Source organism: Duganella sp. Leaf61 (assembly GCF_001421905.1).
In the GTDB taxonomy this organism is placed as follows: Bacteria; Pseudomonadota; Gammaproteobacteria; order Burkholderiales; family Burkholderiaceae_D; genus Rugamonas; species Rugamonas zoogloeoides.
Map to the genome: position 1 here is coordinate 625,566 of NZ_LMLM01000012.1, position 25,002 is coordinate 650,567.

Genomic DNA, 25,002 nt, shown 5'->3' on the forward strand with positions numbered 1-25,002 from the left:
GGCCATGCCTTTTCCTCGCGCGTTTATGGCTACCGAGGCATCGCAATCCGCTGCCCCCTCCCTACCGGGATAGGTTCTAAAACAGGTCGATCTGGCTAGACTGCGGCTCCGGTGGCTGCACTTTCTTCTTGCGTGGCGGTGGCGGATCGAACCAGGCGCGCATCAGTTCGGGCGGGAACTGCTGGAAATAGCTGCGCGCGCGTTCGGGATCGCGGCAGCGCAGCCAGTCGTCGTATTCGTCGGCGGCAATCACAATCAGCGAACGCTTTTCGTCACCGGGCTTGTGGAAGCGCCGCATCAGCGGATGGTCGTCGGCGTTGATGGTCAGTTGCGTGAACGAGTACTCGGGACCGTTTTCACCGGGCCACTCGCGCCACACGCCCGCGACGGCAAACGGCGCGCCGTCGGCGCGGCCGATCTGCCAGCGCTGGGCCGCGCCCGACTCGTAATTCGGTTCGAAAAACCCGGTCATCGGTATCAGGCACAGTTGCCCCTCGCGCCAGCATTTCGCGTACGAGCGCAGTTGCGCCACGGTTTCGCTGCGGGCATTCATGGTGTCCCACGGCTTGACGCCAGGTGGAATCTGCCTGCGCGGCACCAGCCCGTAGGTGGCGGTGGTGCACACCAGCTGGCCTTGCTCGTTGTAGCGGATGATGGGCGCCGGGTAGTCTTTCCAGCTCTCTGCCGGCCAGTCGTCGCCCTCGAACAGGGTGAGCTGGAACAGGTCGGCCAGCAGGTCGCGCGACGTGGGCCGATAGTTGGTACACAAGATTTAACCCCGCAGGCCGACCAGCAGTTGGGCAACGCTGTCGTGGGTGGCGGTCCAGCCGGACGTGGCCAGCTTCGGTGCGCACACCGGGCAGGCCACGAACGGATCGCAGTCGTGCTCGAGATCGATGAACAGCTTGCCCATCACCGGTTTGCCGGCATAGGAATCGATGGTGACCGGGCGATTTTTCAGCGAGGTGGCAGCCACGGCCGGCACGAAATCGGCGCCGCCGGGCGGCAGCCAGCGCGAGAACGCTTCGGTCGGTTTGCCATCGGGCACATACCAGGACTTGCGTTCGCCATTCCAGCGCGCGCCCAGGGCCTTGGCCTCGTCTTTTTCCGCAAACGGAACTTTAAGAAACATCATGCGGCATACTCCGTGACGAACAGTGACAAAGTCGCTATTTTACGCGTCTGTGAGAAAATGAGCGCTTGAACTCCGGAGACACCGTATGCCCCTGATCGAACCATTGACCCTCACCCTGCCCGAGCTGGCCGAGCGCTGGCACATGACGCCGCAACAAATGCTGGCCGGCGCGGTGCCGCAAGTGCTGCCGATGTATTTCTATTTCGACGGCCTGGTGTTCGGCTTTGGCGACAAGTGGCTGCGCGTCAACGGCGACGCCGCCATCACGCAAGACCTGGACACGCACCAGACCCGCGCGGCATCGATCGAAATCGACCTGCAACGCCAGGCCCTGCACAAGCGCGGCCTGTTGAAACTGACGCAATGGGAAGAAGCGCTGAGCGACGACGAACTGGCCGAACACCAGGCCGAATCGGACCGCCTGGCCGGCGAAATCGTGCGCCTGACTGCCCTGCTCAAGCAGCGCCACGAAGAACGCCAGCAACATGTGCGCAACGGCCTGTTGCGCGCGGCGCCGCGCACCTTGAGCGACATCGCCCTGCACGGCAAAACCCGCTTCCCGCAATTCGCCTTCATGCCCAACACCCCGCCCGGCGCCGACAGCACTGAACGCGTGCCGCCCGGTACCGTGGTGGCAATGGAAGACGGCTTTCCGCTCAAGGACGTGCTGACCGATGCCGACCTGGTGATCTCGATGCTCGACATCAAGCTGGCCGAGGAAGCCGGGCTGCATCAACAATCCGGCCTGTAAGTTTTATTTCAGCGCTTACTTGAGCGCAATACGCTTGTGTTCGCGCGCCGAGCGATACACCGCTTCGATAATGCGGATATCGCGCAAGCCCTCCTCGCCTGCCACGATGGGCGTGCGGTCTTGCAGCACGCATTGCGACAGATGGTCGAGCTGGCCGGCGAACTGGTTACTTGACGCATTCGGCGGCGCCGTGATTTCATTCTTGCGCCCGTCGCCTACCCACAGTTTCTGGCCCTGGTAGCCGGTGGCCGGTTCCATCTCGATGCGGCCCTTGTCGCCCATCAGCAGGAACTGGTTGCGGTTGGCCGAATACATCGACATGCACGACCCAATCACGCCCGACGGAAACTCCAGCTGGAATTCCACCATGTCCTCGACGTCGCGGAAGCGCGGATCGGACCGGTCGGTGGTTTCCTTGGCATACACCGATACCGGTTCTTCGCCCGTCATGTAGCGCGCCGCCTGCAGCGCGTAAATGCCGATATCCATCAGCGAGCCGCCGCCCGACATCGCTTTTTTGGTGCGCCAGTTGTTGCCACCCGTGGTGTAACCATGCTCGGAACGGAAATAGCGCAGTTTGCCGATCGCGCCCGATCGCGCCAGCCGTCGCGCCTCGAGGTTGAACGGCTCGAAGTGGCAACGGTAGCCGATCATCAATTTTTTCCCAGCCTGCTTGCAGGCCGCGATCATCGATTCGCACTCGGCCGACGACAGCGCCATCGGCTTTTCGCACAACACGTGCTTGCCAGCCTTGGCGCCCCGGATCGTGTATTCGGCGTGCATCGATACCGGCAAGCAAATATAGACGATGTCGATGTCGGGATTGTCCTTGATGCGGTCGTAGTTCTTGTAATCGTAGATATTCGATTCCGGCACGCCATACTCGCCCGCCACTTTTTTGGCCTTGACAGGGTCGCCGCTGACCAGCGCGACCAGCTTGCTGTGCTGGCAATACTTGAATTGCGGGATGATGACGCCGAGCCCGTAGCCGCCGAGACCGACGATCGCGTAGCCGAGCTTGCGGTCGGGATTGGCCCACACGGGGCCGGCCACGGCCGTTGCCGCCAGTACGCCACCAGCGGTCATGACCAGATTACGCCGAGTAAAATCCATCATCGTCTATCTCCATTGTTAGTTTGTCTTTCTGATTCGGTAATTTTAGTACACATGTTAGCGCTACAGAGCATCTCGACCATGGCGCGCGCCATAAATTTCGGCAGGGGTGCGCGGGGCCTTTACACGCTAAGATAAGCAACCGTATTGACCTGGAGCCTGGCCATGAATGATCCGCTCACAACAACTGAACATACACCGGAACGCCTGCCCATCGGCACGCTGGACGGCGTCGAATTCGATGTCGCCGCCTGGGGACCGGCGCAAGCCGATGTCGACTTCAGCGTCGCCTGCATGTTCGAGCACGAGCAGGATGGCGCCCCCATGGCCGGCGGCCTGCTCGGCCTCGATACCGCGCTGGGCGGCCAGTTGACGGCACTGCGCGCCAGCGGCAACTTCCGTGCCCAGGAGATGGAAACCATCCTGATCAGCCTGCCGCCAGGCACCATTCCCGCCCGCGCGGTACTGGTGATCGGCCTCGGCAAACCCGAAACCCTGGACGGCGACCGCCTGCGCCGCGCCACCCGCGTGGCGATGCGCGAAGCGATCCGCCAGGGCGCCCGCTCGCTGGCCTTCGCCCCCAGCGTGCTCGACGGCGGCCACACCGACAACGCCGGCCTCGACATGCCACGCATGATGATGGACGGCATGCTCGGCGCCCTGCGCGCCGAACACGCGCTGGCCGCCGCCGGTCTGGCGCCACCACCGTCGGTCCAGCGCTGCACCTTCGACGTCGGCGCGCCGCGCCTGCACAGTTCGGGCGAGGCTTTTATTGCCGCCTTCAACGAGTTCGCGCAAGCGCGCGGTAGATAATTCTTCGGGTATATTGGGGACTTCACCACGCCCACCTACGGGAGTCGCCATGCACCACCTGATCCGTCCAGCCGTCATTGCCATGCTCGCCCTGGCGGCCAGCACCGCCTCGGCGGCCGTCACCGTCACCTACGTCAACACCGAGAAGATGACCGACGTGCCGCGCTTCGAGACCGACCGCAAATCCATGGAAATCAATTTCCGCGAGTTTTTCGAAGAACTGGCCACCAGGCTGCCCGCAGGCCAGGATTTAAAGGTGGAAATCCTCGACATCGACCTGGCCGGCGACGTGTTCCCGCGCGTGCCGATCCGCGACGTGCGCGTGACCAAGGGCAGCTACGACTTCCCCCGCATCCACCTGCGCTACAGCATCGAACAAGACGGCAAAGTGCTGCGCAGCGGCGAGCGTGAGCTGGCGGACCGCAACTACCAATTGAATGTGAATAGTTATCGTAACGAGATGTATAACTATGAGAAGCAGATGCTGAGTGATTGGTTCAAGAAGGATGTGTTGGCGAGTAACTAACGTGGCGCTCAGCGGCGACCTGCTATGCTGAGTCAGGCAGCCAGGTCTGTCTGCCATAGCCACTGACGTACACAGCTACGCGCCCAGATGAAAGAGTGTGAATGAGTAACACAGAAAAAACCATGATTGCCGAATTGGCGTTTCAACTCGGCAAAGTCACCAGACATGCTTTTGACAACAAAGAAGCCAAGGCCACCCCGGTCGAACTGGCAAAAATCGCCAATGATTTGCTGGAATCGGGACACGAGAAAATCGCCGCCGACTTGCTGATGCTATTTGTCGCGGGCTTCGAAGAAGGCGATCCTCCGGAAAGGCGCACTGATCCGGAAAGTCGCTGATAGTCCAATAACGACAAAGGGCTGGCACGCAGCCAACCCTTTGATATGCAAGACGAATAATTGGTAGGCCTCCCGTGAGTCGAACACGGCACCAACGGATTATGAGTCCGCTGCTCTAACCAAGCATGAGCTAGAGGCCCGAGGTGATACCTGTGCGCTGGAGGTCTTGCCGGCCCCGCTGACGCGCGTTCGTTTTTTGGACGAACGCGCGAGGATAAGGGTTAGCAGCAACGCACGTCAAGTCTTAGTTGGCTTCCAGGAAGCTTTTCAGCTTGTCGGAACGGCTCGGGTGGCGCAGTTTGCGCAACGCTTTTGCTTCGATCTGGCGGATCCGCTCGCGGGTGACGTCAAATTGCTTGCCGACTTCTTCCAGCGTGTGGTCGGTTGACATCTCGATGCCGAAACGCATGCGCAGCACCTTCGCTTCGCGTGGCGTCAACGAGTCCAGTACGTCCTTCACCACGCCGCGCATCGAGGCGTGCAGCGCTGCGTCGGACGGCGCCAGCGTGTTGTTGTCCTCGATGAAGTCGCCCAGGTGCGAATCGTCGTCGTCGCCGATTGGCGTCTCCATCGAGATCGGTTCCTTGGCGATCTTCATGATCTTGCGGATTTTGTCTTCCGGCATTTCCATCTTGATGGCCAGCGTCGCCGGATCGGGCTCGGCGCCGGTTTCCTGCAGAATCTGGCGGGAAATCCGGTTCATCTTGTTGATGGTTTCGATCATGTGCACCGGAATGCGGATGGTGCGCGCCTGGTCGGCGATCGAGCGCGTGATGGCCTGGCGGATCCACCAGGTGGCATACGTGGAGAACTTGTAGCCGCGACGGTATTCGAACTTGTCCACCGCCTTCATCAGGCCGATATTGCCTTCCTGGATCAGGTCGAGGAACTGCAGGCCGCGGTTGGTGTATTTCTTGGCGATCGAAATCACCAGGCGCAAGTTAGCTTCCGTCATTTCGCGCTTGGCCTTGCGCGCTTTCATTTCACCGGCCGCCATCTGGCGGTTGATGTTGCGCAGGTCCGGCAGCGGCAGCACCACGCGCGCTTGCAGGTCGATCAGGCGTTGCTGCAGTTCCTTGATGGTCGGGATGTTGCGGCCCAGGATGGCGCTGTACGCGTGGCCGGCGGCCACTTCGCCATCGACCCAGTCGAGGTTGGTTTCATTGCCCGGGAAAACCTTGATGAAGTGGGCGCGCGGCATGCCGCACTTGTTCACTGCAACGTCGAGGATCTGCTTTTCGATGTGGCGCACCTCGTCCACCTGCCCGCGCAGGGTGTCGCACAGTTTTTCGACGACCTTGGCGGTGAAGCGGATGCCCAGTAGTTCGGACGAGATCGCTTCCTGGGCCTTGTCATAGGCCTTGGAGTTATAGCCCTCTTTTTCGAAGGCGCGGCGCATCTTGTCGAATTGTAGCGAGATGGTGTCGAATTTTTCCAGCGCGGTGTTTTTCAGCGCTTCGAGCTGTTCAGCCGAGTAGCCGGCAGCGGCGCCGGCGGAGTTGCCCGCTTCTTCCTCTTCCTCTTCTTCCTCTTCCTCGGCTTCTTCGTCGTCCTCGTCATCGTCGCTGGCGGCGGCAGGGGCCGGCGCGGCAGCGGCGCCGTCGTCGCTTTCGTCCACTAAACCGTCAACGATTTCGTCGATCTTGATTTCGTCGGCGCGAATACGGTCGGAGGCGGCAATGATTTCGGCAATGGTGACCGGACAGGCGGAAATGGCCTGGATCATGTCCTTGAGGCCGTCTTCGATGCGCTTGGCGATTTCGATTTCGCCTTCTCGCGTGAGCAGCTCGACCGAGCCCATCTCGCGCATATACATGCGCACGGGATCGGTGGTGCGGCCGAAGTCGGAATCGACCGTGGACAGTGCGGCTTCAGCAGCGGCCTCGGCTTCGTCGTCGCTGGTGACGGTGGCGACGTTGTCGGACAGCAGCAAGGTTTCAGCGTCCGGCGCATGCTCGTAAACAGCGATGCCCATGTCGTTGAAGGTGCCGATGATGCCTTCGATCGCTTCGGGATCGATGATGTTTTCGGGCAGGTGATCGTTGATCTCGGCGTACGTGAGGAAGCCACGTTCCTTGCCGAACTTGATCAGGGTCTTGAGTTTCTGGCGACGGCGCTCAAGCTCTTCCTCGGTCGCTTCGGTATCCGAAGAGAACGCATCCTTGAGCAGCGCTTTTTCCTTGGCCTTGCGGTCCTTGGCCTTGGCCTTGTCCACGGCCTTCAGTTCGGCGCGTTCGACCGCGTTCAGCGCGGCGACTTCGTCGTTTTCAGGCTGGAATTCCTTCGGCTTGCGCCCGCGCCGGCCGGGCACTTTGACCGACGGCAGTACGTAGCCCGAAGTATCGATGGCAGCCAGCGTGGCCGCGTCCGTGGTCTGGCTGACCACGGGCGGGTTGTTGCTGGCGACACGCGTTTCCGCCTTATCCGCTGTTTTAGCGGATTTTGCGGTCACTTTGCTCGGCTTTTCAGCCACATTGGATTCAGGTTTCTTGATTGGCACAGGCGCTTTCGATTACACAACGACTTGCTTATTTAGGATAAAGTTTCTTGCAGTTCCCTTGGAACCCACGTCTTCGAACTTGCCGACTTCGCAAGTCCGACAACACTACGACTACTTATACCTGGTGAGGCTCTGACCGCAAAATTCTACTGCATCAAACTCATGCGTAGTGGCAAGAAACGATGACTGGGTTAGACAACAAACATAAGCGAAGGTTCACCTTCGCATTATTTGTTTGTCCAGTACCCCGCCTGGATTCCCTGCCTGTCGATCAAGAACCTAACTCACTGAAAACAAACACACTCTGAACGGAAAAACGATGCCAAAACATACAACACTTAGCGTTTTATTATAGCACGTCACTTTTCAATATCCAGAGGGAAGCACCCTTGCCGCTCCTCTGTAAACCTGCAAAAACATGACGGCGATCAAGACGCCTCCACACTGCCACAATATTAGCGGTTTGCAAACTCCGCTTGCTTCTCTCTTTCCAGCTGAGCTTGCTGCGCGGTGATCTCGCGAAAGCGTGCAATGCTCTCCGGTGTGAGACCCGCCGCCGACAGTTGCATCAGCTCCTGTTTCAGCGCATCTTCCTTGATCTGGCGCACGGCGCTGCGCAGGAACATGCGGTCTGCATCGACATCGGACTCCGCCCCCTGGGCGATTTCGCTGATGATCTCGTCGTATTCATCGCCCAGCGACTTCAAATGCTGGGCGAACGCGGCAAAGCCGCCGTTGGGGCCCAGCGCCTGGGCGCCAGCTACCAGTTGCGCCAGCCGCTCGGCAGCGTCGTCGCCGAAGAACTGGAACGCCGCCAGGGCCGCTTCGTCGATATCGAGCGCCAGCGGCGGATGGGCCACCAGCAGGCGCACGATCTGCAATTCCAGCCCCACCGGCGCCGGCCGGCCGCTGCGGCTGGGCGCCTTGCGCGACAGCGCTACCGGCTTGGCCAGCTCGAACAACGATTCGATCTCGTGCGGCGTGGTTTGCGTCAATTGCGCCAGGCCGCGCACGATTTGCAGGCGCAGCGCGGTCGGCGTCATCGATTGCAACAAGGGCTTGGCGTCGAACTGCACGCGCGCCCTGCCCTCGGGGCTTTGCAAATCATGCTCACCAACCACTTCCTTGATCAGGAATTGCGACAGCGGCATCGCCTCGTGGATCTCTTGCTCGAATGCTTCGTTGCCGTAGGTGCGCACATAGCTGTCCGGGTCGTGCTCGGTGGGCAGGAACAGGAACTTGATGGTCTTGTTGTCCGCCACGTGCGGCAGGCACGCTTCCAGCGCGCGGCGGGCGGCGCGGCGGCCGGCCTTGTCGCCATCGAAGCTGAAGATCACCGTATCGGTCTGGCGCATCAGTTTCTGCACGTGGTGCGGGGTGCAGGCGGTGCCCAGGGTTGCTACTGCTTGCGGGAAACCCATCTGCGCCAGCGCCACCACGTCCATATAGCCTTCCGTCACCAGCACATAGCCCGCATCGCGGATCGCCTGGCGCGCCTCGAACAGGCCGTACAGCTCGAAGCCCTTAGAAAATAATGGCGTTTCGGGAGAATTCAAGTACTTCGGCTCACCGCCATCGAGCACCCGGCCGCCAAAGGCGATCACCTGGCCCTTGGTATTCTTGATGGGGAACATCACGCGTTCGCGGAAGCGGTCGTAGCGCTTCTTGTTGCCGCCGTCCTCGTCCACGCGGTCGATTACCAGGCCGGCTTCGGCCAGCGCCACCACGTCGTAGTCGCGGAAGATGGCTTTTAAATTGTCCCAGCCCGGCGGCGCGTAGCCGAGGCCGAACCGCGCGGCGATCTCTCCGGTCAGGCCGCGTCCCTTCAGGTAGGCGATGGCGTCCGGCGCGGTGCGCAGCTGGGCGCGGTAAAAGTCGCAGGCCTGGGTCATGGCGTCGGACAGGGCCAGGCTCTGGGCCTGCATTTGCGCGCGCTGCGCGGGAGGAATCTTGTCGTCCTGCTCGGGGACGACCATGCCGACGTTTTGCGCCAGGTCCTTGACGGCATCGACAAAGCCCATGCCCGAGTATTCCATCAGGAAGCCGATCGAGGTGCCATGGGCGCCGCAGCCGAAGCAGTGATAAAACTGCTTGGTAGGACTGACGGTAAAACTGGGGGATTTTTCGTTATGGAATGGGCACAGGCCCATGAAATTGGCGCCGCCCTTCTTGAGCTGCACATAACGTCCGACGACGTCGACGATATCGACGCGGTTGAGCAAATCGGCAATGAATGATTGAGGGATCACAGGACTGGGGTGCCAGGGTAATTATTCAGACTATACCGCCGTGCTGATCCGGCTTTGACGCCGATCAAGCACGGCAGACCAACACATCAGGCCGGCGCCAGCGCCTTCTTGACCAGGGCGGAGACGACCGTCATGTCGGCGCGGCCAGCCAGTTTCGGCTTGACGATGGCCATGACCTTGCCCATGTCCTGCGGACCGGCGGCGCCCGATGCGGCCACGGCAGCGGTCACTTCGGCAGCGATTTCCTCGTCCGACAGGCCGGCCGGCATGTAAGCGGCCAGCACGACCAGCTCGGCTTTTTCGATATCGGCCAGGTCGGCGCGACCGCCGGCTTCGAACTGGGTGATCGAGTCCTTGCGCTGCTTGATCATTTTTTCCACGATGGCGACCGTTTGCTGGTCATCGACCTCAATGCGCTCATCGACTTCCTTGCGCTTGATTTCGGCAAGGATGAGGCGAATCGTGGACAGGCGGCCGGCTTCCTTGGCGCGCATGGCGTTTTTCATGTCTTCGGTGATTTGTTCTCTCAGGCCCATGAGGACTCCTTATGAAATTGTTAGTGTAAATGCGCGGCGTACAAAGACGAAAACCCGCTGCGGCGAACCGGAGCGGGCATTCTCTAGATGCAGCAATATCCGACCCGGGGCAATGGCGCAAAATACGCCGCACGACCGGATTGGGTTGAGCAGTCTTAGAAGAGTTTTTTCGGCAGCTGTTGGCTGCGGATGCGTTTGTAGTGACGCTTGACTGCAGCTGCCAGCTTGCGCTTGCGCTCAGCCGTTGGCTTTTCGTAGAACTCGCGTGCGCGCAGTTCGGTCAGCAGACCGGTTTTTTCGATGGTGCGTTTGAAGCGACGCATTGCGACTTCGAACGGCTCGTTTTCTTTAAGGCGAATAGTGGTCATGTAAAAATTCAAACCGTTTGAGGTTATAGGGAGACAGAGACTATAGCAGCTTTTGCAGGGAAATGGAAGTCCATGGACCATCGAAACGGCCCACGCAGACGGCTTTGACTGCAAAAACAACAAGACGACGCCGAGTCAGCTCCCACATAAACTCCGGCAATCTTTCTGCTCCCGAAACTCCCCGGGCGATTGGATTGCACCTGCGCCGTTACAACAAGACGGTCAGTATATCAGACTGCCTGTCCTGCTGCCACACCAGACGCCCAGGCCCACTGGAAGTTGTAGCCACCGAGCCAGCCGGTCACGTCCACCGCTTCGCCGATGAAATACAGGCCCGGCACCTTGGTCGCCATCATGGTCTGCTGCGACAGGTCGCGGGTATCGATGCCGCCGCGCGTCACTTCGGCCTTACGGTAGCCTTCGGAGCCGTTCGGGCTCAGGGTCCACTGGTTGATCGCCGCGCCCAGTTCGCGCAGTTTGGCATCCTGCATATCGGCCAGGCGGGCGTCGAGCGCAAAGCCGTGCGCCAGCAGCAGGCCTTCGGCCAGGCGCGTGGGCAACCACTGCGCCAGCACATTGCCCAGCTGCTTCTTGATGGTGCCCTTGCCTTCGATCAGCGTCGCCGCCACATCGATCCCCGGCAGCAGGTCGATCACAATCGGCGTGCCCGGGATCCAGTAGCTCGAAATTTGCAGGATGGCCGGGCCGGACAGGCCGCGATGGGTGAACAGCAAATCTTCGCGGAAGCGCGCGCCGGTCGGGTTACGGCCCTTCAATGACCCGGTTGCCACTTCGACTTCCAGCGCGATGCCGGATAGCTCGGCAAACGGCGTCCACGCCTGCGGGTCGAACGTCAGCGGCACCAGTGCCGGGCGCGGCTCCACCATGCGCAGGCCGAACTGGCTCGCGATGCGGTAGCTGAAATCGGTGGCGCCGATTTTCGGAATCGACAGGCCGCCAGTGGCGATCACCAGCGCGTCCGCCTCGATGGTGCCGGTGTCGGTTTCCAGGATATAGACGCCATCGTTGTGCTCGACGCTGGCGATCTTGCACGGCATGCGCCAGTGGACGTCGCCTGCGGCGCACTCGTCCTTGAGCATCTCGATGATCAGCTCGGCCGATTCGGTGCAGAACAGCTGGCCGCGATGTTTTTCGTGGTAGCCGATCCGGTGTTTTTTCACCAGCGCAACGAAGTCGGCCGGGGTGTAGCGCGACAGCGCGCTTTTGCAGAAGTGCGGATTGTCGGACAGGAAGTTGGCCGGCGTGGTGTTGATGTTGGTGAAGTTGCAGCGGCCGCCGCCCGAGATGCGGATTTTCTCGGCCAGCTTGCTGGCGTGGTCGATCAGCACCACGCGCTTGCCGCGCTGGGCAGCCGTGGCCGCGCACATCATGCCGGCGGCGCCCGCGCCGATTACTGCTACATCAAACTTTGCCATGCCAGTTCCAATCCAATAAGTTGCCACAGGGTGACGAAGTCGCTCGCCTCAGGGCAGCAATTACGACCGGGGCCGGGATTGTACAGCAGTGCCCCGCCCTGCCCGCCTTTTGCTACTCGATCGGCTCGCTCACGCGCTGGCGCGACTGCAAGGTGCGCGAGACCAGCAGGCATTGCGCCACCTGCTCGGCAATCGAGGCCGGCACCGGCACGTCGCCTTTTAACACTGCCGTGATCCAGGCGGCCGTGGTGGCAGCGTCTTTTTCTTCCGGCAGCAGCGGCAGTTCGATCACTTGCGTCTGCTTGGGCACCAAGGTGCTGCGCAGGCCGCCGTGGAACCAGTCGATCTGCTGCGCCTTGTTGGCGTTGGCCACCGTTTCTCCCTCGGTGCCGCGCATCAGGAACGCGTCGCCGCGCTCGTGCAGCGCCGAAGTGGTGAAATATTCACCGAGCATTTCCAGGTATTCGGGATGGGTGTACGACACCAGCCGCAACGCCGGCCCCACGAACGGCTGCATGATTTTCACCAGCGTGTGGGTGGAATTGCGCACGCCCAGCCGGCGGCGCAGCGACAGCTGGTACGCCAGCTTGGGCGCCAGCGCATCGATGGTAATGAACGCCACGTGGCCCTGGGCCATCGCTTCTTCCGCCTCGGCGCGGTGGCGCGCTGGCGTGATATCGAGCGCCGCAAAGACTTCGGCCGACGTCACGCGGCCGGGGTCGGTGGCCACGCCGTGCACCAGCACCGGCACGCCTTCGCGCGCCAGCAGCATGGCCAGCAGCGGCGTCAAATTGGCCATCTTGCGCGCGCCGTTGTAGCTGGGAATGCATACCGGCGCATACTGGCCCGGCGGCGCCGTCAGCGGCTCGAACGAGCCTTCGGCGGCGTCGAGAAAGCCAGCGATTTCCTCGATCGATTCGCCCTTGATGCGCATCGACAGCAGGATGCCGCCGAGCTCGAGGTCGGAGACGCGGCCATCGAGCATGGCCTGATAAAGATCGTGGGCGTCGTCGCGCGACATGCTGCGCGCGCCGTTTTTGCCGCGGCCGATCTCCTTGATGAGTCGGGCGGCCAGGAATGGTTCGGATGTCGTCATAAGCTTCTACTGGAAGAATTTGGCTGTGGCGAAAAAACCCTGCTGACGAGGTCAGTATTGTTTACTTCGGCTACACTATACCTCCCCCGAATAAAATTCACGCAAAAAGCCATGATTTCCCCAGATATCGAAAATATCAACGTTACCTCGTTTGCGCCGATGCCGTCGCCGGAAGTCTTGCACAGCAAGCTGCCGCTCACCGACAGCGCGTCCGAGACCGTGATGAAGGGCCGCGAAGCCCTGCGCAACATTATCGACCGCGAAGACAAACGCCTGTTCGTGGTAGTCGGCCCCTGCTCGATCCATGACCCGGTCGCCGGCCTCGACTACGCGCGCCGCCTGAAAGCGCTGCAAGCGGAAGTGGCCGACACCATGCTGCTGGTCATGCGCGTGTATTTCGAAAAGCCGCGCACCACCACCGGCTGGAAGGGTTATATCAATGACCCCGACATGGACGATTCGTTCCGCGTCAACGAGGGCATGGAAAAAGCCCGCCAGTTCCTGCTCGACGTCTGCGAACTGGGCCTGCCCACCGCCACCGAAGCGCTGGACCCGATCTCGCCGCAATACCTGGGCGACCTGATCGCCTGGACCGCCATCGGTGCGCGTACCACCGAATCGCAGACTCACCGCGAAATGTCGTCGGGCCTGTCCACGCCGGTCGGCTTCAAGAACGGTACCGATGGCGACATCAGCATTGCGATCAACGCCATCCTGTCGTCGGCGCACCCGCACTCGTTCCTCGGCATCAACGCGCAAGGCAATGTGGCGATCGTGCGCACGCGCGGCAACGCCTACGGCCACGTGGTGCTGCGTGGCGGCGACGGCCGTCCGAACTACGACTCGGTGTCGATCGCGATTGCCGAGCAGTCGCTGGCCAAGGCCAAGCTGCCGGCCAACCTCGTGGTCGATTGCTCGCACGCCAACAGCTATAAAAAGCCGGAACTGCAACCGCTGGTGATGGCCGATGTCATCCACCAGATCGTGCAGGGCAACAAGTCGCTGGTCGGCGTGATGATCGAGTCGAATATCGTGGGCGGCAACCAGAAGATTCCGGCCGATCTGAGCCAGCTGGTGTACGGCTGCTCGGTGACCGATGGCTGCATCGACTGGGCAACCACGGAAACCATGTTGCGCGATGCGCACAAGCAGTTGTTGCAGCGTCCGTAAGCATTGAATTGCCGGCTTGCGCGGCCGGGCGCCGCTGCGCAACGACGGCTCATCGGCCTGCGGCGCGCCATGCGTCGCAGGCCGTTGGTTTTCAGCCGAACGCCATCACGCGCGTGGCGACGCCAAAGGAGCCGGCCAGCGCCGCTTCCGCCTTGCTGGCTGGCGCGCTCAGTTCGGCCAGGTCGAGATAGACCTTGAAATCCTCGATCTTGACGGAATAGCGGCGGGCGTTGCTCTGGCGCGGCTCCACGTTGGCCGTTTCCAGCACCGCGAACACGCTTTCCTCGTCGGTGCGGAACAACGCCACGCCCGGCAGCTCCTGCCACGCCAGGCCGCGCGGCACGATGCGCGCGCCGTCCAGCGGCACGTCCTTGAGTTTGCACACCTGTTTCCATTGTCCCGACATCTTCGCCTCCCGCAGTCAATCCGTGCTTTTACTAAGCAAAACCGGTGCCACAGGAAAATACTGCAAAACGCCGCACAATCCTGACCAAATGGCAAAATTTCTCCCTGCGCCAGTGCGGTCGCGGGCCCGGGTGGTGCAGCCGGTGGTGCAACGGGCCAAGGTCGGGCAACGCACTTTCCTTTACAATGGCGGACTTCCCCTTACCTTTGCAGCCCTTCCATGATTGTTCTCGGTGTTGAATCCTCCTGTGACGAAACCGGCCTGGCGCTCTACGATACCGAGCACGGCCTGCTGTCGCATGCCCTGTATTCGCAGGTGGCCATGCACGAGGAATACGGCGGCGTGGTGCCCGAGCTGGCGTCGCGCGACCATATCCGCCGCGCCATTCCGCTGCTGACGCAAACCCTGGAAGGCGCCGGCAAATCGCTGGCCGATATCGACGCCATCGCCTATACCCAGGGTCCCGGCCTGGCCGGTGCGCTGCTGGTCGGATCGTCGGTGGCGTGCAGCCTGGGCCTGGCGCTGGACCGCCCGGTGCTGGGCGTGCATCACCTGGAAGGCCACCTGCTCTCGCCCTTGCTGGCGTCGCAGCCGCCGGAGTTTCCGTTCATTGCGCTGCTGGTGTCGGGTGGCCATACGCAGCTGATGCGCGTCGATGGCGTAGGCCAGTACACGCTGCTGGGCGAAACCCTCGACGATGCCGCCGGCGAAGCGTTCGACAAGTCGGCCAAGCTGCTGGGCCTTGGTTACCCGGGCGGCCCGGCCATTTCGCGGCTGGCGGAATTCGGCGACCCGTCCGCCTACAAGCTGCCACGTCCGATGCTGCACACCAAGGATTTCAATTTCAGCTTTTCCGGACTGAAAACGGCGGTGCTGACGGTGGTGAAAAACCACGAAGAGAAGGTAATTGCCAATATCTGCGAGCAGGACAAGGCGAATATCGCGCGCGGCTTTGTCGATGCAATCGTGGAGGTGCTGACCGCCAAATGCATCTCGGCACTCAAGCACACGGGCTTGAAACGGCTGGTAATTGCCGGCGGCGTGGGCGCCAACGCGCAGTTGCGCGCGTCGCTGAACGCGGCGGCCGCCAAGAAGAAGTTCAAGGTGTATTACCCGGAACTGGAGTTTTGCACCGACAACGGCGCCATGATCGCTTTTGCAGGCGCCATGCGGTTGATGATCAACCCTGACGCCGCCCAGCGCGACTACAGCTTCAACGTGCGTCCGCGCTGGCCGCTGGACGACATCAAAACTGTTTAAAAGCGTTCGACTGGGCCTTCAGAGCGAGAAGCTGCAACGAAGCAATGAAGGCTTGCTCGGACGCTCAAGCGGAGGCGAACGCCATCGAAGCGAGTACCGCCAGGCCGACCAGCGGGATCAGGTAACGGACCTTGCCCTTGCCGAGTTGCACGCCACGGGCGGCAATGCGCTCACTGCGCAGGCGATGTTCATCGGCTGCGGACTCGTGCACGGCGTGCGATTTTGGTTTGTCTTCGATTACATTCATAACGTCCTCCCTGTTAAGTTCGATAATCTTCCTTTCTGAAGGGCACTGCAATTGTTGTGCCAAGAAGAATCAGGGGTTACTGCCCCCACCGCACCATTCTATGCAGAATTGTGGTTCCGATACCACACGTTATGGCACATTAAGGTCCAAAGTGGTGCGCGCCGACCTATTTGGCAGCACCGTGCAACAGGTCGGCGCGTGGATAACCCCAGCCCGGCACACCGCTCGGACACGGTTCTGGCGACGCCAGCGGCATGGTGGTGAAGTTGCCGCGCGGCGTCATGGCAAAGCGGTAGTCGGACAAGGCGCCACCTTCGCTGTCAAACGCCGGTGCGCGGCCAAAGCGCAGCCAGGCATTGACGCGGCAGTTATCGACGCTCAGCGTGCGCAACCGTCCCAGGTCGTCCTGCTCCATGCCGAACTGGGCAACGCCGGGCGCCAGCGCCATCGAGGGGCCATGCTCGACCAGACCGGCCGAGCACGACAACGGCGCCACCCACTGCGGCGCCAGGCTGGCAATCCCGCGCCGCAAGCGATACGTGCCGGCCGCCTCGTTGCTCTCCACGCTCACGTAAGCCCAGCACAGCGGCTGCGACGGAAACGCCGTCATCACCACATCCAGCACCTTCGACGCCGGATCGACCTGCTGCAAGGCCGCAGTGATCTGCGCCCGGCCCAGGTGCGAAGCCACGCCCTGCACCGCGATAAAGCCGATGCCGATCGCCAGGCCCAGCGCCACGCCGGCGCGGCTGTCGCGGCCCGAGCGCGTCTGCACGGCACCGCACAGCACCGCCACCTTGAGCAGTATCGCCAGCGCGATCCAGCCCAGGTAACCCTTGACCGCGAACATCACCAGCGCCGCCAGCAGACCGGCCAGTGCCAGCCAGCGCGCGGTGCGCCAGCGCATGATCAGCGCCATCGGCACGCCGATCGCCACCCAGAACAACGGCTCGATGATGAATACCATGTCGCCATACACCCAGCGGCCATCGAACGGATACCATGGGTGCACGCCATACGAATTGGTGAAATCCATTGCCAGGTGCAGCGCGAAACCGAGCGCAATGCTGGCCGCCAGGCCCCAGCGCGCGGTGGTACTGGCCTTGAGCAACGTTCGCGCCGACGGCCACAACAGCCAGATCAGCGCCGCCAGCAACAGCGCCTGCGGAATCGCCAGCAACGCCGTGTGGGTATGGCCGCGGTGATGCAGCAGGTAGCCCAGCGGTGGCGGCAGCAGGTTGTTGAGCACCAGGTCGAGGTCGGGGAAATTGCTGGCCAGGGCGCACGCCACCAGCAGCAGGCGGTGGCGCACCTGCTGGGCGCGATCCTCGACCTCACGTGGCAGACTACGGTGTATCAGTTCACCGGCGCCGAAGCCGATGATGCTGTGGGTAAGGTTATCCATGAATCCTTGGTAAGACTGCGCGAACGGATGATGCGGGGCTTATTGTTGTACTTCCACGCCGCGCCAGAACGCGATGCGGTCCTGGATCTCTTTTGCCGCCTCGAACGGCGCCGGGTAGTACCAGGCGGCGTTCTCGCTGGTTTCACCGTCGGCAGACACGGTGTAGTAGTTGGCCAGGCCCTTCCACGGGCAGCGCGAGGTGTGGTTGCTCGGTTGCAGGTAGTCGGGATTGACCGCGTGGCGCGGGAAATAGACGTTGTTTTCGACGATCACGACTTCGTCGTCGGCCGCTTGCGCGATGACGACGCCGTTCAGGGTTGCGGTGGGCATGGCGATTCCTTTAAATTCACAGACGCTCGGTGGAGGGACCTTCGACGCGGTTGCGCCCGCCCCGCTTGGCACGGTACAGCGCGGCGTCGGCCTGGCGCAGCAAGCTTTCGGCGTCGGCCACATCGAGATGATCGAACGTGCCCACGCCCAGGCTGGCCGTTACTGCCAGCATGCGCGGACCGATTTCGTGCGTCTGTGCGGCAATGCGCAATCGCAGCGACTCGGCAAAATGCAGCGCGCCGTCGAGCGGCGTGTTGGGCAGCACCACGCACAGCTCCTCGCCGCCGTAGCGTCCGGCAATGTCGATCACGCGCACGTGATCGCGCACCAGCTGGCCGATGGCAGCCAGTACCTGGTCGCCGGCCGCGTGGCCGAATTCATCGTTGATGCGCTTGAAGTAGTCGAGATCGATCATTACCGCCGACACCGGCGCCCGGAACCGCCGGGCGCGCGCGGTCTCGAAGCGCAGCCGGTGCAGCAGCGAGCGGCGGTTGTGCAGGCCGGTCAGCTCGTCGGTGGTGGCCAGTTGTTCCAGTTCGCGCACGGTGGCGGCCAGGGTCTTTTCGCTGGCGCGCAGTTCAATCAGCGCCATCACCTGGCGCGCCAGCTTGCCCAGCATGGCGCGCTGTTCGCGGTCCAGGCAACCGGGCTTGGTATCGAGCACGCACAGCGCGCCGATGGCAAAGCCATCGGACGACATCAGCGCCACGCTGCTGTAGCGGCGCATGAACGGCGCGGTGACGGTGAGCGGCAGATGGGCGGTGCGCGCATCGAGCAGCAGGTCGGGAATTTCAAGGTCGGGCGCGCCAAGCACAGCCAGCGAACAATAACTGTCGGTGCGTGGCAATTGCCCCAGTTGCATGCCGGTGCAGGCCTTTACCCACACGCGGTCGGCATCGACCAGCGAAACGAAGGCATACGGCACGTTGCACAGGCGCGCTGCCAGTTCGGTGAGGAAACTGAAGTCCTCGCAGGCCGGGGTATCGAGGATGTGATAGCGATGCAGCGCAGCCAGACGAAAATTATCGACCACCGGGCGGGCGGTGGCGGGCGGCGTGACATGTTCTGCGGACTGCATGGGGATCCTCGGGAACGGCATAGACGTTAAGTTTAAAGCAAAAGCCGTGCCCCGGGGTCCCTACGTATGGGCTTCAAGCCTTGGCGATAATTTCGCGCAGCGCCCGCTCGAACACGGCGGCAGGCTGGCCGCCCGAAATCAGGTACTGCTCGTTGATGATCACGGCCGGTACCGAGTTGATGCCGTGGCGCTGGAAAAACTGTTCGCGCTCGCGCACTTCCTCGGTGAACTGGTCGGATTGCAGCACGGCCAGCGCCCCCTCGCGGTCGAGGCCCACACCGGCGGCCACGCGGGCCAGCACGTCGTGCGAGCTCGGGTTTTCGCCGTCGGTAAAGTAGGCGCCCAGCAGCGCCAGCTTGAGTTCGGTCTGCTTGCCTTCCAGGCCGGCCCAATGCAGCAGGCGGTGGGCGTCGAAGGTGTTGTAGATGCGGCTGCGCTTGTCCATGGCGAAATCGAAGCCCACCTCGGCGCCACGCGAGCGGATCATGGCGCGCGCCTGTTCCTGCTGCTCGGGGGACGAACCGTATTTTTCGCTCAGGTGCTCGCCGATGTCCTGGCCTTCCGGTCCCATCTTGGGATTGAGTTCGAACGGCTGGAAATGCAGGTCGATCTGCGCGGCCTCGCCGATGTTATCGACTGCCTGTTGCAGGGATTTCAGGCCGATGGCGCACCATGGGCAGGAGACGTCGGAAACGAAATCGATCTTGATGGAACTGGACATGGCGCGACCTTTTCAAAACGTGATTTATGACAGATGGGGCTTTCATTGACGGAATCAACCGCCATCACGCATTTATTTTGACGCTTATTTTCCCGCTTTGGCTGCTGTCTTGCTCTTGCTGCCGATACGGCTTTCCTTGCCAGCCATCAGGTTGCCGATATTTTTGGTGTGACGGAAGATCAGCAAGCCGCTCATGACAAACACGGCCAGCAGTTGCGGCTCCACGCCGAACAGCAAGCCATAGTAGAACGGCGCGAACAGGGCGGCCACCAGCGCCGCCAGCGACGAGTAACGGAACGCGAATGCAATCACCAGCCAGGTCGCCAGCGTGGCCAGGCCCAGCCAGGGATCAAGGCCCAGCAGCACGCCCAGCGCGGTGGCCACGCCCTTGCCACCGACGAAACGGAAGAACACCGGCCACAGGTGGCCGAGGAATACCGCGATCGCTACCAGGGCAATGGTGGCGTCGCCCACCTGCAATTGCTGCTGGTAGCGGATTGCCAGCCACACGGCCAGCCAGCCCTTGGCGCCGTCGCCGATCAGGGTAACGATGGCAGCTGATTTATTACCACTGCGTAACACATTGGTGGCGCCGGGATTTTTCGACCCATAGGTGCGCGGGTCGGCGATACCGAACAATTTACTGGTGATCACCGCAAATGAGATCGAGCCGAGCAGGTAGGCGGCCACGGTCATCCAAACTGTATTCATTGTTTCCTCTAGTTAAGCTTCCCTCGGGGGATGCGGAATATACACCAGCGTGTTTTATTCAGCCAGTGCGCAGTGCACGGGCTTGGCTTGCAGCAGTTGGGTCAGCACCTGGGGGACGATGCCGACCAGGTAACCCCTCCTGCCACCATTGATATAAATTGTTTCCAGCGCAAGGATGCTATCCTCGACATACACGGGCATGGCCTTGCGGGTGCCGAACGGCGAGGTACCGCCGATCTGGTAGCCGCTGTGGCGCGTGGCCACCTCGGGTTTGCACGGTTCGACCGACTTGCAGCCTATGCCGCGCGCCAGGTTCTTGGTCGATACCTTGCAGTCGCCATGCATGAGCACGATCATTGGCTTGGCGGCCTCGTCCTGCATGACCAGGGTCTTGACCACGTGGTGCTCATCGACGCCGAGCGCGCGCGACGACACGCTGGTACCGCCGTGGTCTTCGTAGTCGTACGGATGTTCGGAAAAAACCACCTTGTGCTTGCGCAGCAGCTGGGTGGCCGGGGTCTCTGAGATGTGCTCTTTTTTAGCCATGCGTGATACGCTGTTTTTGCGTCAGTTTGTGAACGAGTTCGACTGGGAGTTTCTTATTATGCCGCAGGAAATCCGCTTTGCCACTTTCAACGTTTGCAATCTTTCCCAGCCCGGGGCGAAATTGTACGACAATCTGGCGCCCCTCACGCCGGACGAATACGCGGCGAAAGTGCTGTGGACGGCGCAGCAGCTCGACCAGCTCAACGCCGACGTGATCGGCTTGCAGGAGATTTTTTCAATGGCCGCGCTGCGCGACGTGCTCGCTCACAGCAGCCGCTACCGCGATGCCACGCTGTGCGGCTTCGACCCCGCGCCCGATCCCGTTACCGGCGAACCACGCCTCACGCCCCAGGTGGCGCTGATCTCGCGCCTGCCGCTGGCCGGCCCCGCCACCGCCTACATGGTGTTTCCGGACGGCGCCACCCTGCCCGACGGCCATCCCGATCTCGACCGCTTCGCGCGCGCCCCGCTGCACGCCCAGGTGGTGCTGCCCGACGAGCGCATCGTCGATGTGCTGGTGATCCATTTAAAATCCAAGCGGCCCGACTACCGCCACGGCGACAGCAGCGAAGGAATGGACAACTCCGCGCTGCTGTACGCCCAGGCCAACCTGCGCTCGCTGATACGGCGCGGCACCGAAGCGGTCGCCCTGCGCGCGCTGCTGTCGGCCATGGACCGCGACGGCCGCCGCCCGCGCATCATCCTCGGCGACTTCAACGACACCATCGAGGCGGTCACCACCACCATCGTGATGGGTTCCGGCTGCGCCGGCGTGGCGGGCGAGGAGCTGAGCGGCCGCCTGTTCGACAGCAACCAGATCCAGCTGGGCCGCGACCGCCTGCGCCATGTCGGCTACACCCACATCCACGAGGGGCACTACACCACCATCGACCACGTGCTGGTATCGGAAGAATTCAATCCCGCGTCCCCGAACGCGGTGGGCGAGGTGCTCGATGTGACCTACCTGAACGACCACCTGTTGCAGGACAAGCCGGAAGCGTCCGATCATGGGCAAGTGCTGGTGCGGATGCGCTTGTTCGACCGGAACGAGCGTCATTTAATCTGATCCGTCGAGCAAACCATCGAGGCCGGCGAGCTGCCCGTTCGCGCGTGCATACCGCCCCTGGTACTGGTCGCACCCATGGCGGCGCAAAAATTCGAATTGCGCAGCGCTCTCCACGCCCTCGGCCAGCACCGTCAGCCCCAGGCTGTGGGCGATGGCAATGATGGCCGTGACCACGGCCGCCTGCGCGACGTCGCCATCGGCGCCGCCGCTGACAAACGATACATCGATCTTCAGCTTGCTCAGCGCATAGTCGCGCAACTGCCCTACCCGGCTGTACCCGGTACCGAAGTCGTCCAGCGCCAGCCGCACCCCGAGCGCGGCCAGGGCCGCCAGCGTGGCACGAGCGTTGCCGTCGTGGTGCATGAGCACCGCTTCGGTCAATTCCAGCTCCAGCAAATGCGGCGGCAATTGCGCGGCCGACAACGTGGCAGCCACCTTGTGGGCCAGATTCTTTTGCATGAATTGCGTGCGCGACAGGTTGACTGCCACCACCAGCGGCTGGCCGGCATCGCGCCAGCGCGCCGCGTCCCGGCTGGCCCGCGCCAGCACCCAGTCGCCGATCGGCACCATCAGCCCGGCGCCCTCGGCCACGTCCAGGAAATCTTCGGGCAGCAGCAGGCCGCGCGCCGGGTGGCGCCAGCGCAGCAGTGCCTCGGCCGCCAGCGGTTCGCCGCTGGCGAAATCGATTTGCGCCTCGTACGCCAGCATGAACTGGTCCTGCGCCAGCGCCTCACGCAGTTCGTCTTCGAGCGCGGCGCGCTGGTGGATCTGGCGGTTCATGTCGGGGCTGAAAAACTCGAAGCCGTCGCGGCCATTGGTTTTGGCGTGGTACATGGCCAGGTCGGCGTGTTGCAGCAGGGTGTCGATGTCGTCGCCGTCAGCGGGAAAAATGGCGATGCCGATCGAAGCACTGACGTGCAGCCGGTGCGCCTCGATGCGAAACTCGCGGGCCATGGCCTGGCGTATGGTGGCGGCCACGTGCGCGGCCTGGTCGATGGCGCCGATATCGGCCAGCACCACCACGAACTCGTCGCCGCCCTGGCGACTCACGGTATCGACGCTGCGCACGCAGCGCACCAGGCGCGCCGCCGCCTCGCGCAGCAGCAGGTCGCCGACCTGGTGGCCCAGCGCGTCGTTGATGCCCTTGAAGCGGTCGAGGTCGATGAACAGCAGCGCCACCAGGCGGCCATTGCGGCGCGCTGCCGCCAGCGCCTGGCGCAGGCGGTCGCGGAGCAGCACGCGGCTGGGCAGGCCGGTCAGAAAATCGTGCTCGGCCAGGTGGCGGGCACGGGCGTCGAAGCGGCTGCGCGCGGCCACCCCGGCCATCAGCGCCAGGTAGATCGCCGCCTGCTCGTGATAGCGCGCGGTGGTCTCGCGCATGACTGCGCACAGCAGTTGCCGGCCATCATGGGCCACGCTGGTGAGCATGATATCGACCCAGAACTCGCGGCCGTCGCGGCCCACGCAGCGCCAGTCGAAGCGCAGGTTGCCCGCCTGGCGCGCGCGCCAGCCCAGCGCGGTAAGAATCGGCGCCGACGGCACCCCGCTTACCTGCTGCAGCGGTGAAAAATCGGCCAGCCGGTAGCCGAGCATGAGCGCGGGTGCGGCGCAGCCGAACATGCGCAGCGCGCCGGGATTGACATCGACAAAGCGTTCGCCATCGATCACGGCCAGCGCGTCGCTGGTGTGCTGGTACACCGCCAGGTGGGGCCACATGGGTAACCTTTCAAAAGGCGCCCTGCCGGGCCTACGCCATTCTTGCGCTACATCAAACGGCCGCGTTTGACCTCCCTCAATCGCGCTCGTATGCTTTTTATCGCGTTCGACAGCGTTCAGGCGCGGTTTTGTGCAGTTCAGCCCTGGTTTTGCGCCACCTGTCGCATGGCGGTCGTTTGCGCCCTTGTAAATGACTACAGTGCCAGCATGCGAAACCCTCGCACCGGAAAAAAACAGAAGAACGCCATGACCATGACCGCCCCGCACCCGATTCCCCTCCACACTGCCCGCGCCCCGGCCTATCTATGGCGCAAGCCGGTACTGGCAGCCGCCGTCGTGGCCGTGCTGGCCGGCGGCGCCTGGTTTGCCCTGCAGCGTGCGCCGGCGCCTGCCACGCCGGTCCCGGCCACCAAGGTGGCGGAACAGCCGCCGGTACTGGAACTCGGCAGCGCCGACGTGGCCGCTATTTCCGCCAGATCACTGGCGCTCAGCTTGCCCTTGTCCGGCTCGCTGGCGCCCCTTTCATCGGCCACCATCAAGTCCAAGGTCTCGGGCGTGGTGCAAACGACCACGGTGCAGGAAGGCATGGCGGTGGCTGCCGGCCAGGTGCTGGCGCGCATCGACCAGGCCGACCTGCGCGCACGGCTGCAACAGCAGCAGGCGCAACTCGACGAAGCCCAGGCCCGGTTGTCCATGGCCACCAAGAACGAAGGCAACAGCGGCGCGCTGCTGGCGCAAAAATACATCTCGCAGAATGCCTACGACGCCACCCAGAACAGCGTGGAACTGGCGCGCGCTGCCGTCAAGTCGGCGCAGGCGATGGTCGAGATCGCCCGCATCGCACTCGAGGACGGCGTGATCCGGGCGCCGATTGCAGGCGTGGTCAGCAAGCGCCACGTGCAGGCCGGCGAAAAGCTGGCGCCCGACATGCCGGTGTTCAGCATCGTCAACCTGGCCGAACTGACGCTCGAGGCGCAGGTGCCGGCCTCGGAAATTCCGCGCGTGCGCGTGGGCCAGGACGTGCGCTTCCGCGTCGATGGCTACCAGCAGCGCGAATTCACCGGCAAGGTGGCGCGCATCAACCCGTCCACCGAGGCCGGCTCGCGCGCGCTGCTCGTGTATATCGCCGTGCGCAACGACGACGCGGCCTTGCGGGCCGGCATGTTCGCCAAGGGCGCCATCGTCACCGACCGCGCCGACGTGGCGCCGGTGGTGCCGCTGGCCGCGCTGCGCGACGATCACGGCCGCCAGGTCGTGTACCGCATAGCTGACGGCAAGGTGGTGGCGCAGCCGGTCACGCTGGGCCTGCGCAACGACGACGAAGGCACGGCGCAGGTGGTGGCCGGGCTGCAAGATGGCGCGCGGGTCATCGTTTCAAAACTGCCTGCCCTGAAACCGGGTGCGCAGGTCAGCTTGCCTGCTGAAGCTGCCCCCACTGCTGCTGCGGCAACGACAGCAGCATCCCAGCCGAAGAAAGGCTGAGCC

At 62.8% G+C, this 25,002-nt stretch carries 26 protein-coding genes and 1 tRNA gene; 8 read left to right on the forward strand and 19 right to left on the reverse strand.

The window, feature by feature from the left end; all coding sequences use genetic code 11:
* Window positions 1-76: 76 nt before the first annotated feature.
* Entirely contained in the window at window positions 77-769 is a 693-nt protein-coding gene (locus ASF04_RS11645; RefSeq protein ID WP_056141412.1) for an SOS response-associated peptidase, read from the reverse strand.
* Window positions 770-772: 3 nt separating this feature from the next.
* Window positions 773-1,135 (reverse strand): DUF5710 domain-containing protein, encoded by a 363-nt coding sequence (locus ASF04_RS11650; RefSeq protein WP_056141415.1) that lies wholly within the window; start codon window positions 1,133-1,135, stop codon window positions 773-775.
* A gap of 85 nt (window positions 1,136-1,220) precedes the next feature.
* Here ASF04_RS11650 and ASF04_RS11655 point away from each other — a divergent pair, with 85 nt between their 5' ends.
* A complete protein-coding gene (locus ASF04_RS11655) occupies window positions 1,221-1,886 on the forward strand; it encodes a hypothetical protein (RefSeq protein WP_056141418.1) in 666 nt (221 codons plus the stop codon).
* Between the two features lie 15 nt (window positions 1,887-1,901).
* Here ASF04_RS11655 and ASF04_RS11660 read toward each other — a convergent pair whose 3' ends face one another.
* Entirely contained in the window at window positions 1,902-3,002 is a 1,101-nt protein-coding gene (locus ASF04_RS11660; RefSeq protein ID WP_056141421.1) for a Gfo/Idh/MocA family protein, read from the reverse strand.
* A 162-nt stretch (window positions 3,003-3,164) separates the two neighbouring features.
* On the opposite strand from ASF04_RS11660, the gene ASF04_RS11665 reads away from it, so the two are divergent.
* From ASF04_RS11665 to ASF04_RS11675, 3 genes are all read left to right on the forward strand, one after another.
* Window positions 3,165-3,812: a M17 family peptidase N-terminal domain-containing protein gene (locus ASF04_RS11665; protein ID WP_056141423.1), complete on the forward strand. Its 648-nt coding sequence runs from the start codon at window positions 3,165-3,167 to the stop codon at window positions 3,810-3,812.
* A gap of 49 nt (window positions 3,813-3,861) precedes the next feature.
* The gene (locus ASF04_RS11670) at window positions 3,862-4,338 is read left to right on the forward strand and encodes a DUF3016 domain-containing protein (protein ID WP_056141425.1); all 477 of its coding nucleotides are present in this window, start codon (window positions 3,862-3,864) and stop codon (window positions 4,336-4,338) included.
* A gap of 101 nt (window positions 4,339-4,439) precedes the next feature.
* Window positions 4,440-4,676, forward strand: coding sequence for a hypothetical protein (locus ASF04_RS11675; RefSeq protein WP_229205022.1), 237 nt, complete (start codon window positions 4,440-4,442; stop codon window positions 4,674-4,676).
* A gap of 61 nt (window positions 4,677-4,737) precedes the next feature.
* Here ASF04_RS11675 and ASF04_RS11680 read toward each other — a convergent pair.
* The 7 genes from ASF04_RS11680 to ybiB all read right to left on the reverse strand — a co-directional run bounded on the left by ASF04_RS11680 (window position 4,738) and on the right by ybiB (window position 12,861).
* Window positions 4,738-4,816 (reverse strand) — tRNA-Ile (locus ASF04_RS11680).
* Window positions 4,817-4,920: 104 nt separating this feature from the next.
* The gene (rpoD, locus tag ASF04_RS11685) at window positions 4,921-7,176 is read right to left on the reverse strand and encodes an RNA polymerase sigma factor RpoD (protein ID WP_056141426.1); all 2,256 of its coding nucleotides are present in this window, start codon (window positions 7,174-7,176) and stop codon (window positions 4,921-4,923) included.
* Window positions 7,177-7,631: 455 nt separating this feature from the next.
* Window positions 7,632-9,425: a DNA primase gene (gene dnaG, locus ASF04_RS11690; RefSeq protein WP_056141429.1), complete on the reverse strand. Its 1,794-nt coding sequence runs from the start codon at window positions 9,423-9,425 to the stop codon at window positions 7,632-7,634.
* 86 nt (window positions 9,426-9,511) lie between these two features.
* Window positions 9,512-9,961 carry a GatB/YqeY domain-containing protein gene (locus ASF04_RS11695; RefSeq protein WP_056141431.1) on the reverse strand — a complete coding sequence of 150 codons (450 nt, stop codon included), beginning with the start codon at window positions 9,959-9,961 and terminating at the stop codon, window positions 9,512-9,514.
* A 155-nt stretch (window positions 9,962-10,116) separates the two neighbouring features.
* Window positions 10,117-10,329, reverse strand: coding sequence for a 30S ribosomal protein S21 (rpsU, locus tag ASF04_RS11700; protein WP_008451879.1), 213 nt, complete (start codon window positions 10,327-10,329; stop codon window positions 10,117-10,119).
* 230 nt (window positions 10,330-10,559) lie between these two features.
* Complete coding sequence (locus ASF04_RS11705; protein ID WP_056141433.1) at window positions 10,560-11,765, reverse strand: NAD(P)/FAD-dependent oxidoreductase; 1,206 nt, start codon at window positions 11,763-11,765, stop codon at window positions 10,560-10,562.
* A gap of 112 nt (window positions 11,766-11,877) precedes the next feature.
* Window positions 11,878-12,861, reverse strand: coding sequence for a DNA-binding protein YbiB (ybiB, locus tag ASF04_RS11710; protein ID WP_056141436.1), 984 nt, complete (start codon window positions 12,859-12,861; stop codon window positions 11,878-11,880).
* 111 nt (window positions 12,862-12,972) lie between these two features.
* Between ybiB and ASF04_RS11715 the strand changes: the two genes are divergently transcribed.
* Complete coding sequence (locus ASF04_RS11715; RefSeq protein WP_056141438.1) at window positions 12,973-14,031, forward strand: 3-deoxy-7-phosphoheptulonate synthase; 1,059 nt, start codon at window positions 12,973-12,975, stop codon at window positions 14,029-14,031.
* Between the two features lie 91 nt (window positions 14,032-14,122).
* On the opposite strand, the gene ASF04_RS11720 is transcribed toward ASF04_RS11715, so the two are convergent.
* Window positions 14,123-14,437, reverse strand: a complete 315-nt coding sequence (locus ASF04_RS11720) for a hypothetical protein (protein ID WP_051120403.1) — start codon at window positions 14,435-14,437, stop codon at window positions 14,123-14,125.
* 219 nt (window positions 14,438-14,656) lie between these two features.
* On the opposite strand from ASF04_RS11720, the gene tsaD reads away from it, so the two are divergent.
* Window positions 14,657-15,697, forward strand: coding sequence for a tRNA (adenosine(37)-N6)-threonylcarbamoyltransferase complex transferase subunit TsaD (gene tsaD / locus ASF04_RS11725; RefSeq protein ID WP_056141446.1), 1,041 nt, complete (start codon window positions 14,657-14,659; stop codon window positions 15,695-15,697).
* A gap of 64 nt (window positions 15,698-15,761) precedes the next feature.
* Here the strand turns inward: tsaD and ASF04_RS11730 are convergent, their stop codons facing one another.
* From ASF04_RS11730 to ybaK, 7 genes are all read right to left on the reverse strand, one after another.
* Window positions 15,762-15,944 carry a hypothetical protein gene (locus ASF04_RS11730; RefSeq protein ID WP_056141449.1) on the reverse strand — a complete coding sequence of 61 codons (183 nt, stop codon included), beginning with the start codon at window positions 15,942-15,944 and terminating at the stop codon, window positions 15,762-15,764.
* A 166-nt stretch (window positions 15,945-16,110) separates the two neighbouring features.
* Window positions 16,111-17,349: a metal-dependent hydrolase gene (locus ASF04_RS11735; RefSeq protein ID WP_056141452.1), complete on the reverse strand. Its 1,239-nt coding sequence runs from the start codon at window positions 17,347-17,349 to the stop codon at window positions 16,111-16,113.
* A 39-nt stretch (window positions 17,350-17,388) separates the two neighbouring features.
* On the reverse strand, window positions 17,389-17,679 hold the full coding sequence (locus tag ASF04_RS11740) for a DUF427 domain-containing protein (protein ID WP_056141455.1): 291 nt from the start codon (window positions 17,677-17,679) through the stop codon (window positions 17,389-17,391).
* A gap of 16 nt (window positions 17,680-17,695) precedes the next feature.
* Window positions 17,696-18,757, reverse strand: a complete 1,062-nt coding sequence (locus ASF04_RS11745) for a sensor domain-containing diguanylate cyclase (RefSeq protein ID WP_056141459.1) — start codon at window positions 18,755-18,757, stop codon at window positions 17,696-17,698.
* A gap of 73 nt (window positions 18,758-18,830) precedes the next feature.
* A complete protein-coding gene (locus ASF04_RS11750; RefSeq protein WP_056141462.1) occupies window positions 18,831-19,478 on the reverse strand; it encodes a DsbA family oxidoreductase in 648 nt (215 codons plus the stop codon).
* An 84-nt stretch (window positions 19,479-19,562) separates the two neighbouring features.
* On the reverse strand, window positions 19,563-20,189 hold the full coding sequence (gene plsY, locus ASF04_RS11755; RefSeq protein WP_056141463.1) for a glycerol-3-phosphate 1-O-acyltransferase PlsY: 627 nt from the start codon (window positions 20,187-20,189) through the stop codon (window positions 19,563-19,565).
* 54 nt (window positions 20,190-20,243) lie between these two features.
* The gene (gene ybaK, locus ASF04_RS11760; RefSeq protein ID WP_056141465.1) at window positions 20,244-20,735 is read right to left on the reverse strand and encodes a Cys-tRNA(Pro) deacylase; all 492 of its coding nucleotides are present in this window, start codon (window positions 20,733-20,735) and stop codon (window positions 20,244-20,246) included.
* 58 nt (window positions 20,736-20,793) lie between these two features.
* Here ybaK and ASF04_RS11765 point away from each other — a divergent pair, with 58 nt between their 5' ends.
* Window positions 20,794-21,801: an endonuclease/exonuclease/phosphatase family protein gene (locus ASF04_RS11765; RefSeq protein WP_056142005.1), complete on the forward strand. Its 1,008-nt coding sequence runs from the start codon at window positions 20,794-20,796 to the stop codon at window positions 21,799-21,801.
* On the opposite strand, the gene ASF04_RS11770 is transcribed toward ASF04_RS11765, so the two are convergent.
* On the reverse strand, window positions 21,793-23,517 hold the full coding sequence (locus tag ASF04_RS11770; protein WP_056141468.1) for a bifunctional diguanylate cyclase/phosphodiesterase: 1,725 nt from the start codon (window positions 23,515-23,517) through the stop codon (window positions 21,793-21,795). The genes ASF04_RS11765 and ASF04_RS11770 overlap by 9 nt on opposite strands.
* A gap of 246 nt (window positions 23,518-23,763) precedes the next feature.
* Here ASF04_RS11770 and ASF04_RS11775 point away from each other — a divergent pair, with 246 nt between their 5' ends.
* Window positions 23,764-24,999 (forward strand): efflux RND transporter periplasmic adaptor subunit, encoded by a 1,236-nt coding sequence (locus tag ASF04_RS11775; RefSeq protein ID WP_056141473.1) that lies wholly within the window; start codon window positions 23,764-23,766, stop codon window positions 24,997-24,999.
* Window positions 25,000-25,002 lie beyond the last annotated feature (3 nt).

What these genes read in the sequence shown, in the direction of transcription:
- ybaK (WP_056141465.1), bottom strand. Translation starts at nt 20,735, where the DNA reads ATGGCTAAAAAAGAGCACATCTCAGAGACCCCGGCCACCCAGCTGCTG.
- ASF04_RS11730 (WP_056141449.1), bottom strand. Translation starts at nt 15,944, where the DNA reads ATGAATGTAATCGAAGACAAACCAAAATCGCACGCCGTGCACGAGTCC.
- tsaD (WP_056141446.1), top strand. Translation starts at nt 14,657, where the DNA reads ATGATTGTTCTCGGTGTTGAATCCTCCTGTGACGAAACCGGCCTGGCG.
- ASF04_RS11740 (WP_056141455.1), bottom strand. Translation starts at nt 17,679, where the DNA reads ATGCCCACCGCAACCCTGAACGGCGTCGTCATCGCGCAAGCGGCCGAC.
- ASF04_RS11705 (WP_056141433.1), bottom strand. Translation starts at nt 11,765, where the DNA reads ATGGCAAAGTTTGATGTAGCAGTAATCGGCGCGGGCGCCGCCGGCATG.
- ASF04_RS11735 (WP_056141452.1), bottom strand. Translation starts at nt 17,349, where the DNA reads ATGGATAACCTTACCCACAGCATCATCGGCTTCGGCGCCGGTGAACTG.
- ASF04_RS11650 (WP_056141415.1), bottom strand. Translation starts at nt 1,135, where the DNA reads ATGATGTTTCTTAAAGTTCCGTTTGCGGAAAAAGACGAGGCCAAGGCC.
- ASF04_RS11675 (WP_229205022.1), top strand. Translation starts at nt 4,440, where the DNA reads ATGAGTAACACAGAAAAAACCATGATTGCCGAATTGGCGTTTCAACTC.
- ASF04_RS11660 (WP_056141421.1), bottom strand. Translation starts at nt 3,002, where the DNA reads ATGATGGATTTTACTCGGCGTAATCTGGTCATGACCGCTGGTGGCGTA.
- ASF04_RS11765 (WP_056142005.1), top strand. Translation starts at nt 20,794, where the DNA reads ATGCCGCAGGAAATCCGCTTTGCCACTTTCAACGTTTGCAATCTTTCC.
- ASF04_RS11670 (WP_056141425.1), top strand. Translation starts at nt 3,862, where the DNA reads ATGCACCACCTGATCCGTCCAGCCGTCATTGCCATGCTCGCCCTGGCG.
- ASF04_RS11770 (WP_056141468.1), bottom strand. Translation starts at nt 23,517, where the DNA reads ATGTGGCCCCACCTGGCGGTGTACCAGCACACCAGCGACGCGCTGGCC.
- ASF04_RS11750 (WP_056141462.1), bottom strand. Translation starts at nt 19,478, where the DNA reads ATGTCCAGTTCCATCAAGATCGATTTCGTTTCCGACGTCTCCTGCCCA.
- ASF04_RS11720 (WP_051120403.1), bottom strand. Translation starts at nt 14,437, where the DNA reads ATGTCGGGACAATGGAAACAGGTGTGCAAACTCAAGGACGTGCCGCTG.
- plsY (WP_056141463.1), bottom strand. Translation starts at nt 20,189, where the DNA reads ATGAATACAGTTTGGATGACCGTGGCCGCCTACCTGCTCGGCTCGATC.
- ASF04_RS11715 (WP_056141438.1), top strand. Translation starts at nt 12,973, where the DNA reads ATGATTTCCCCAGATATCGAAAATATCAACGTTACCTCGTTTGCGCCG.
- ASF04_RS11655 (WP_056141418.1), top strand. Translation starts at nt 1,221, where the DNA reads ATGCCCCTGATCGAACCATTGACCCTCACCCTGCCCGAGCTGGCCGAG.
- ASF04_RS11665 (WP_056141423.1), top strand. Translation starts at nt 3,165, where the DNA reads ATGAATGATCCGCTCACAACAACTGAACATACACCGGAACGCCTGCCC.
- rpsU (WP_008451879.1), bottom strand. Translation starts at nt 10,329, where the DNA reads ATGACCACTATTCGCCTTAAAGAAAACGAGCCGTTCGAAGTCGCAATG.
- ASF04_RS11695 (WP_056141431.1), bottom strand. Translation starts at nt 9,961, where the DNA reads ATGGGCCTGAGAGAACAAATCACCGAAGACATGAAAAACGCCATGCGC.
- ASF04_RS11775 (WP_056141473.1), top strand. Translation starts at nt 23,764, where the DNA reads ATGACCATGACCGCCCCGCACCCGATTCCCCTCCACACTGCCCGCGCC.
- ASF04_RS11745 (WP_056141459.1), bottom strand. Translation starts at nt 18,757, where the DNA reads ATGCAGTCCGCAGAACATGTCACGCCGCCCGCCACCGCCCGCCCGGTG.
- ybiB (WP_056141436.1), bottom strand. Translation starts at nt 12,861, where the DNA reads ATGACGACATCCGAACCATTCCTGGCCGCCCGACTCATCAAGGAGATC.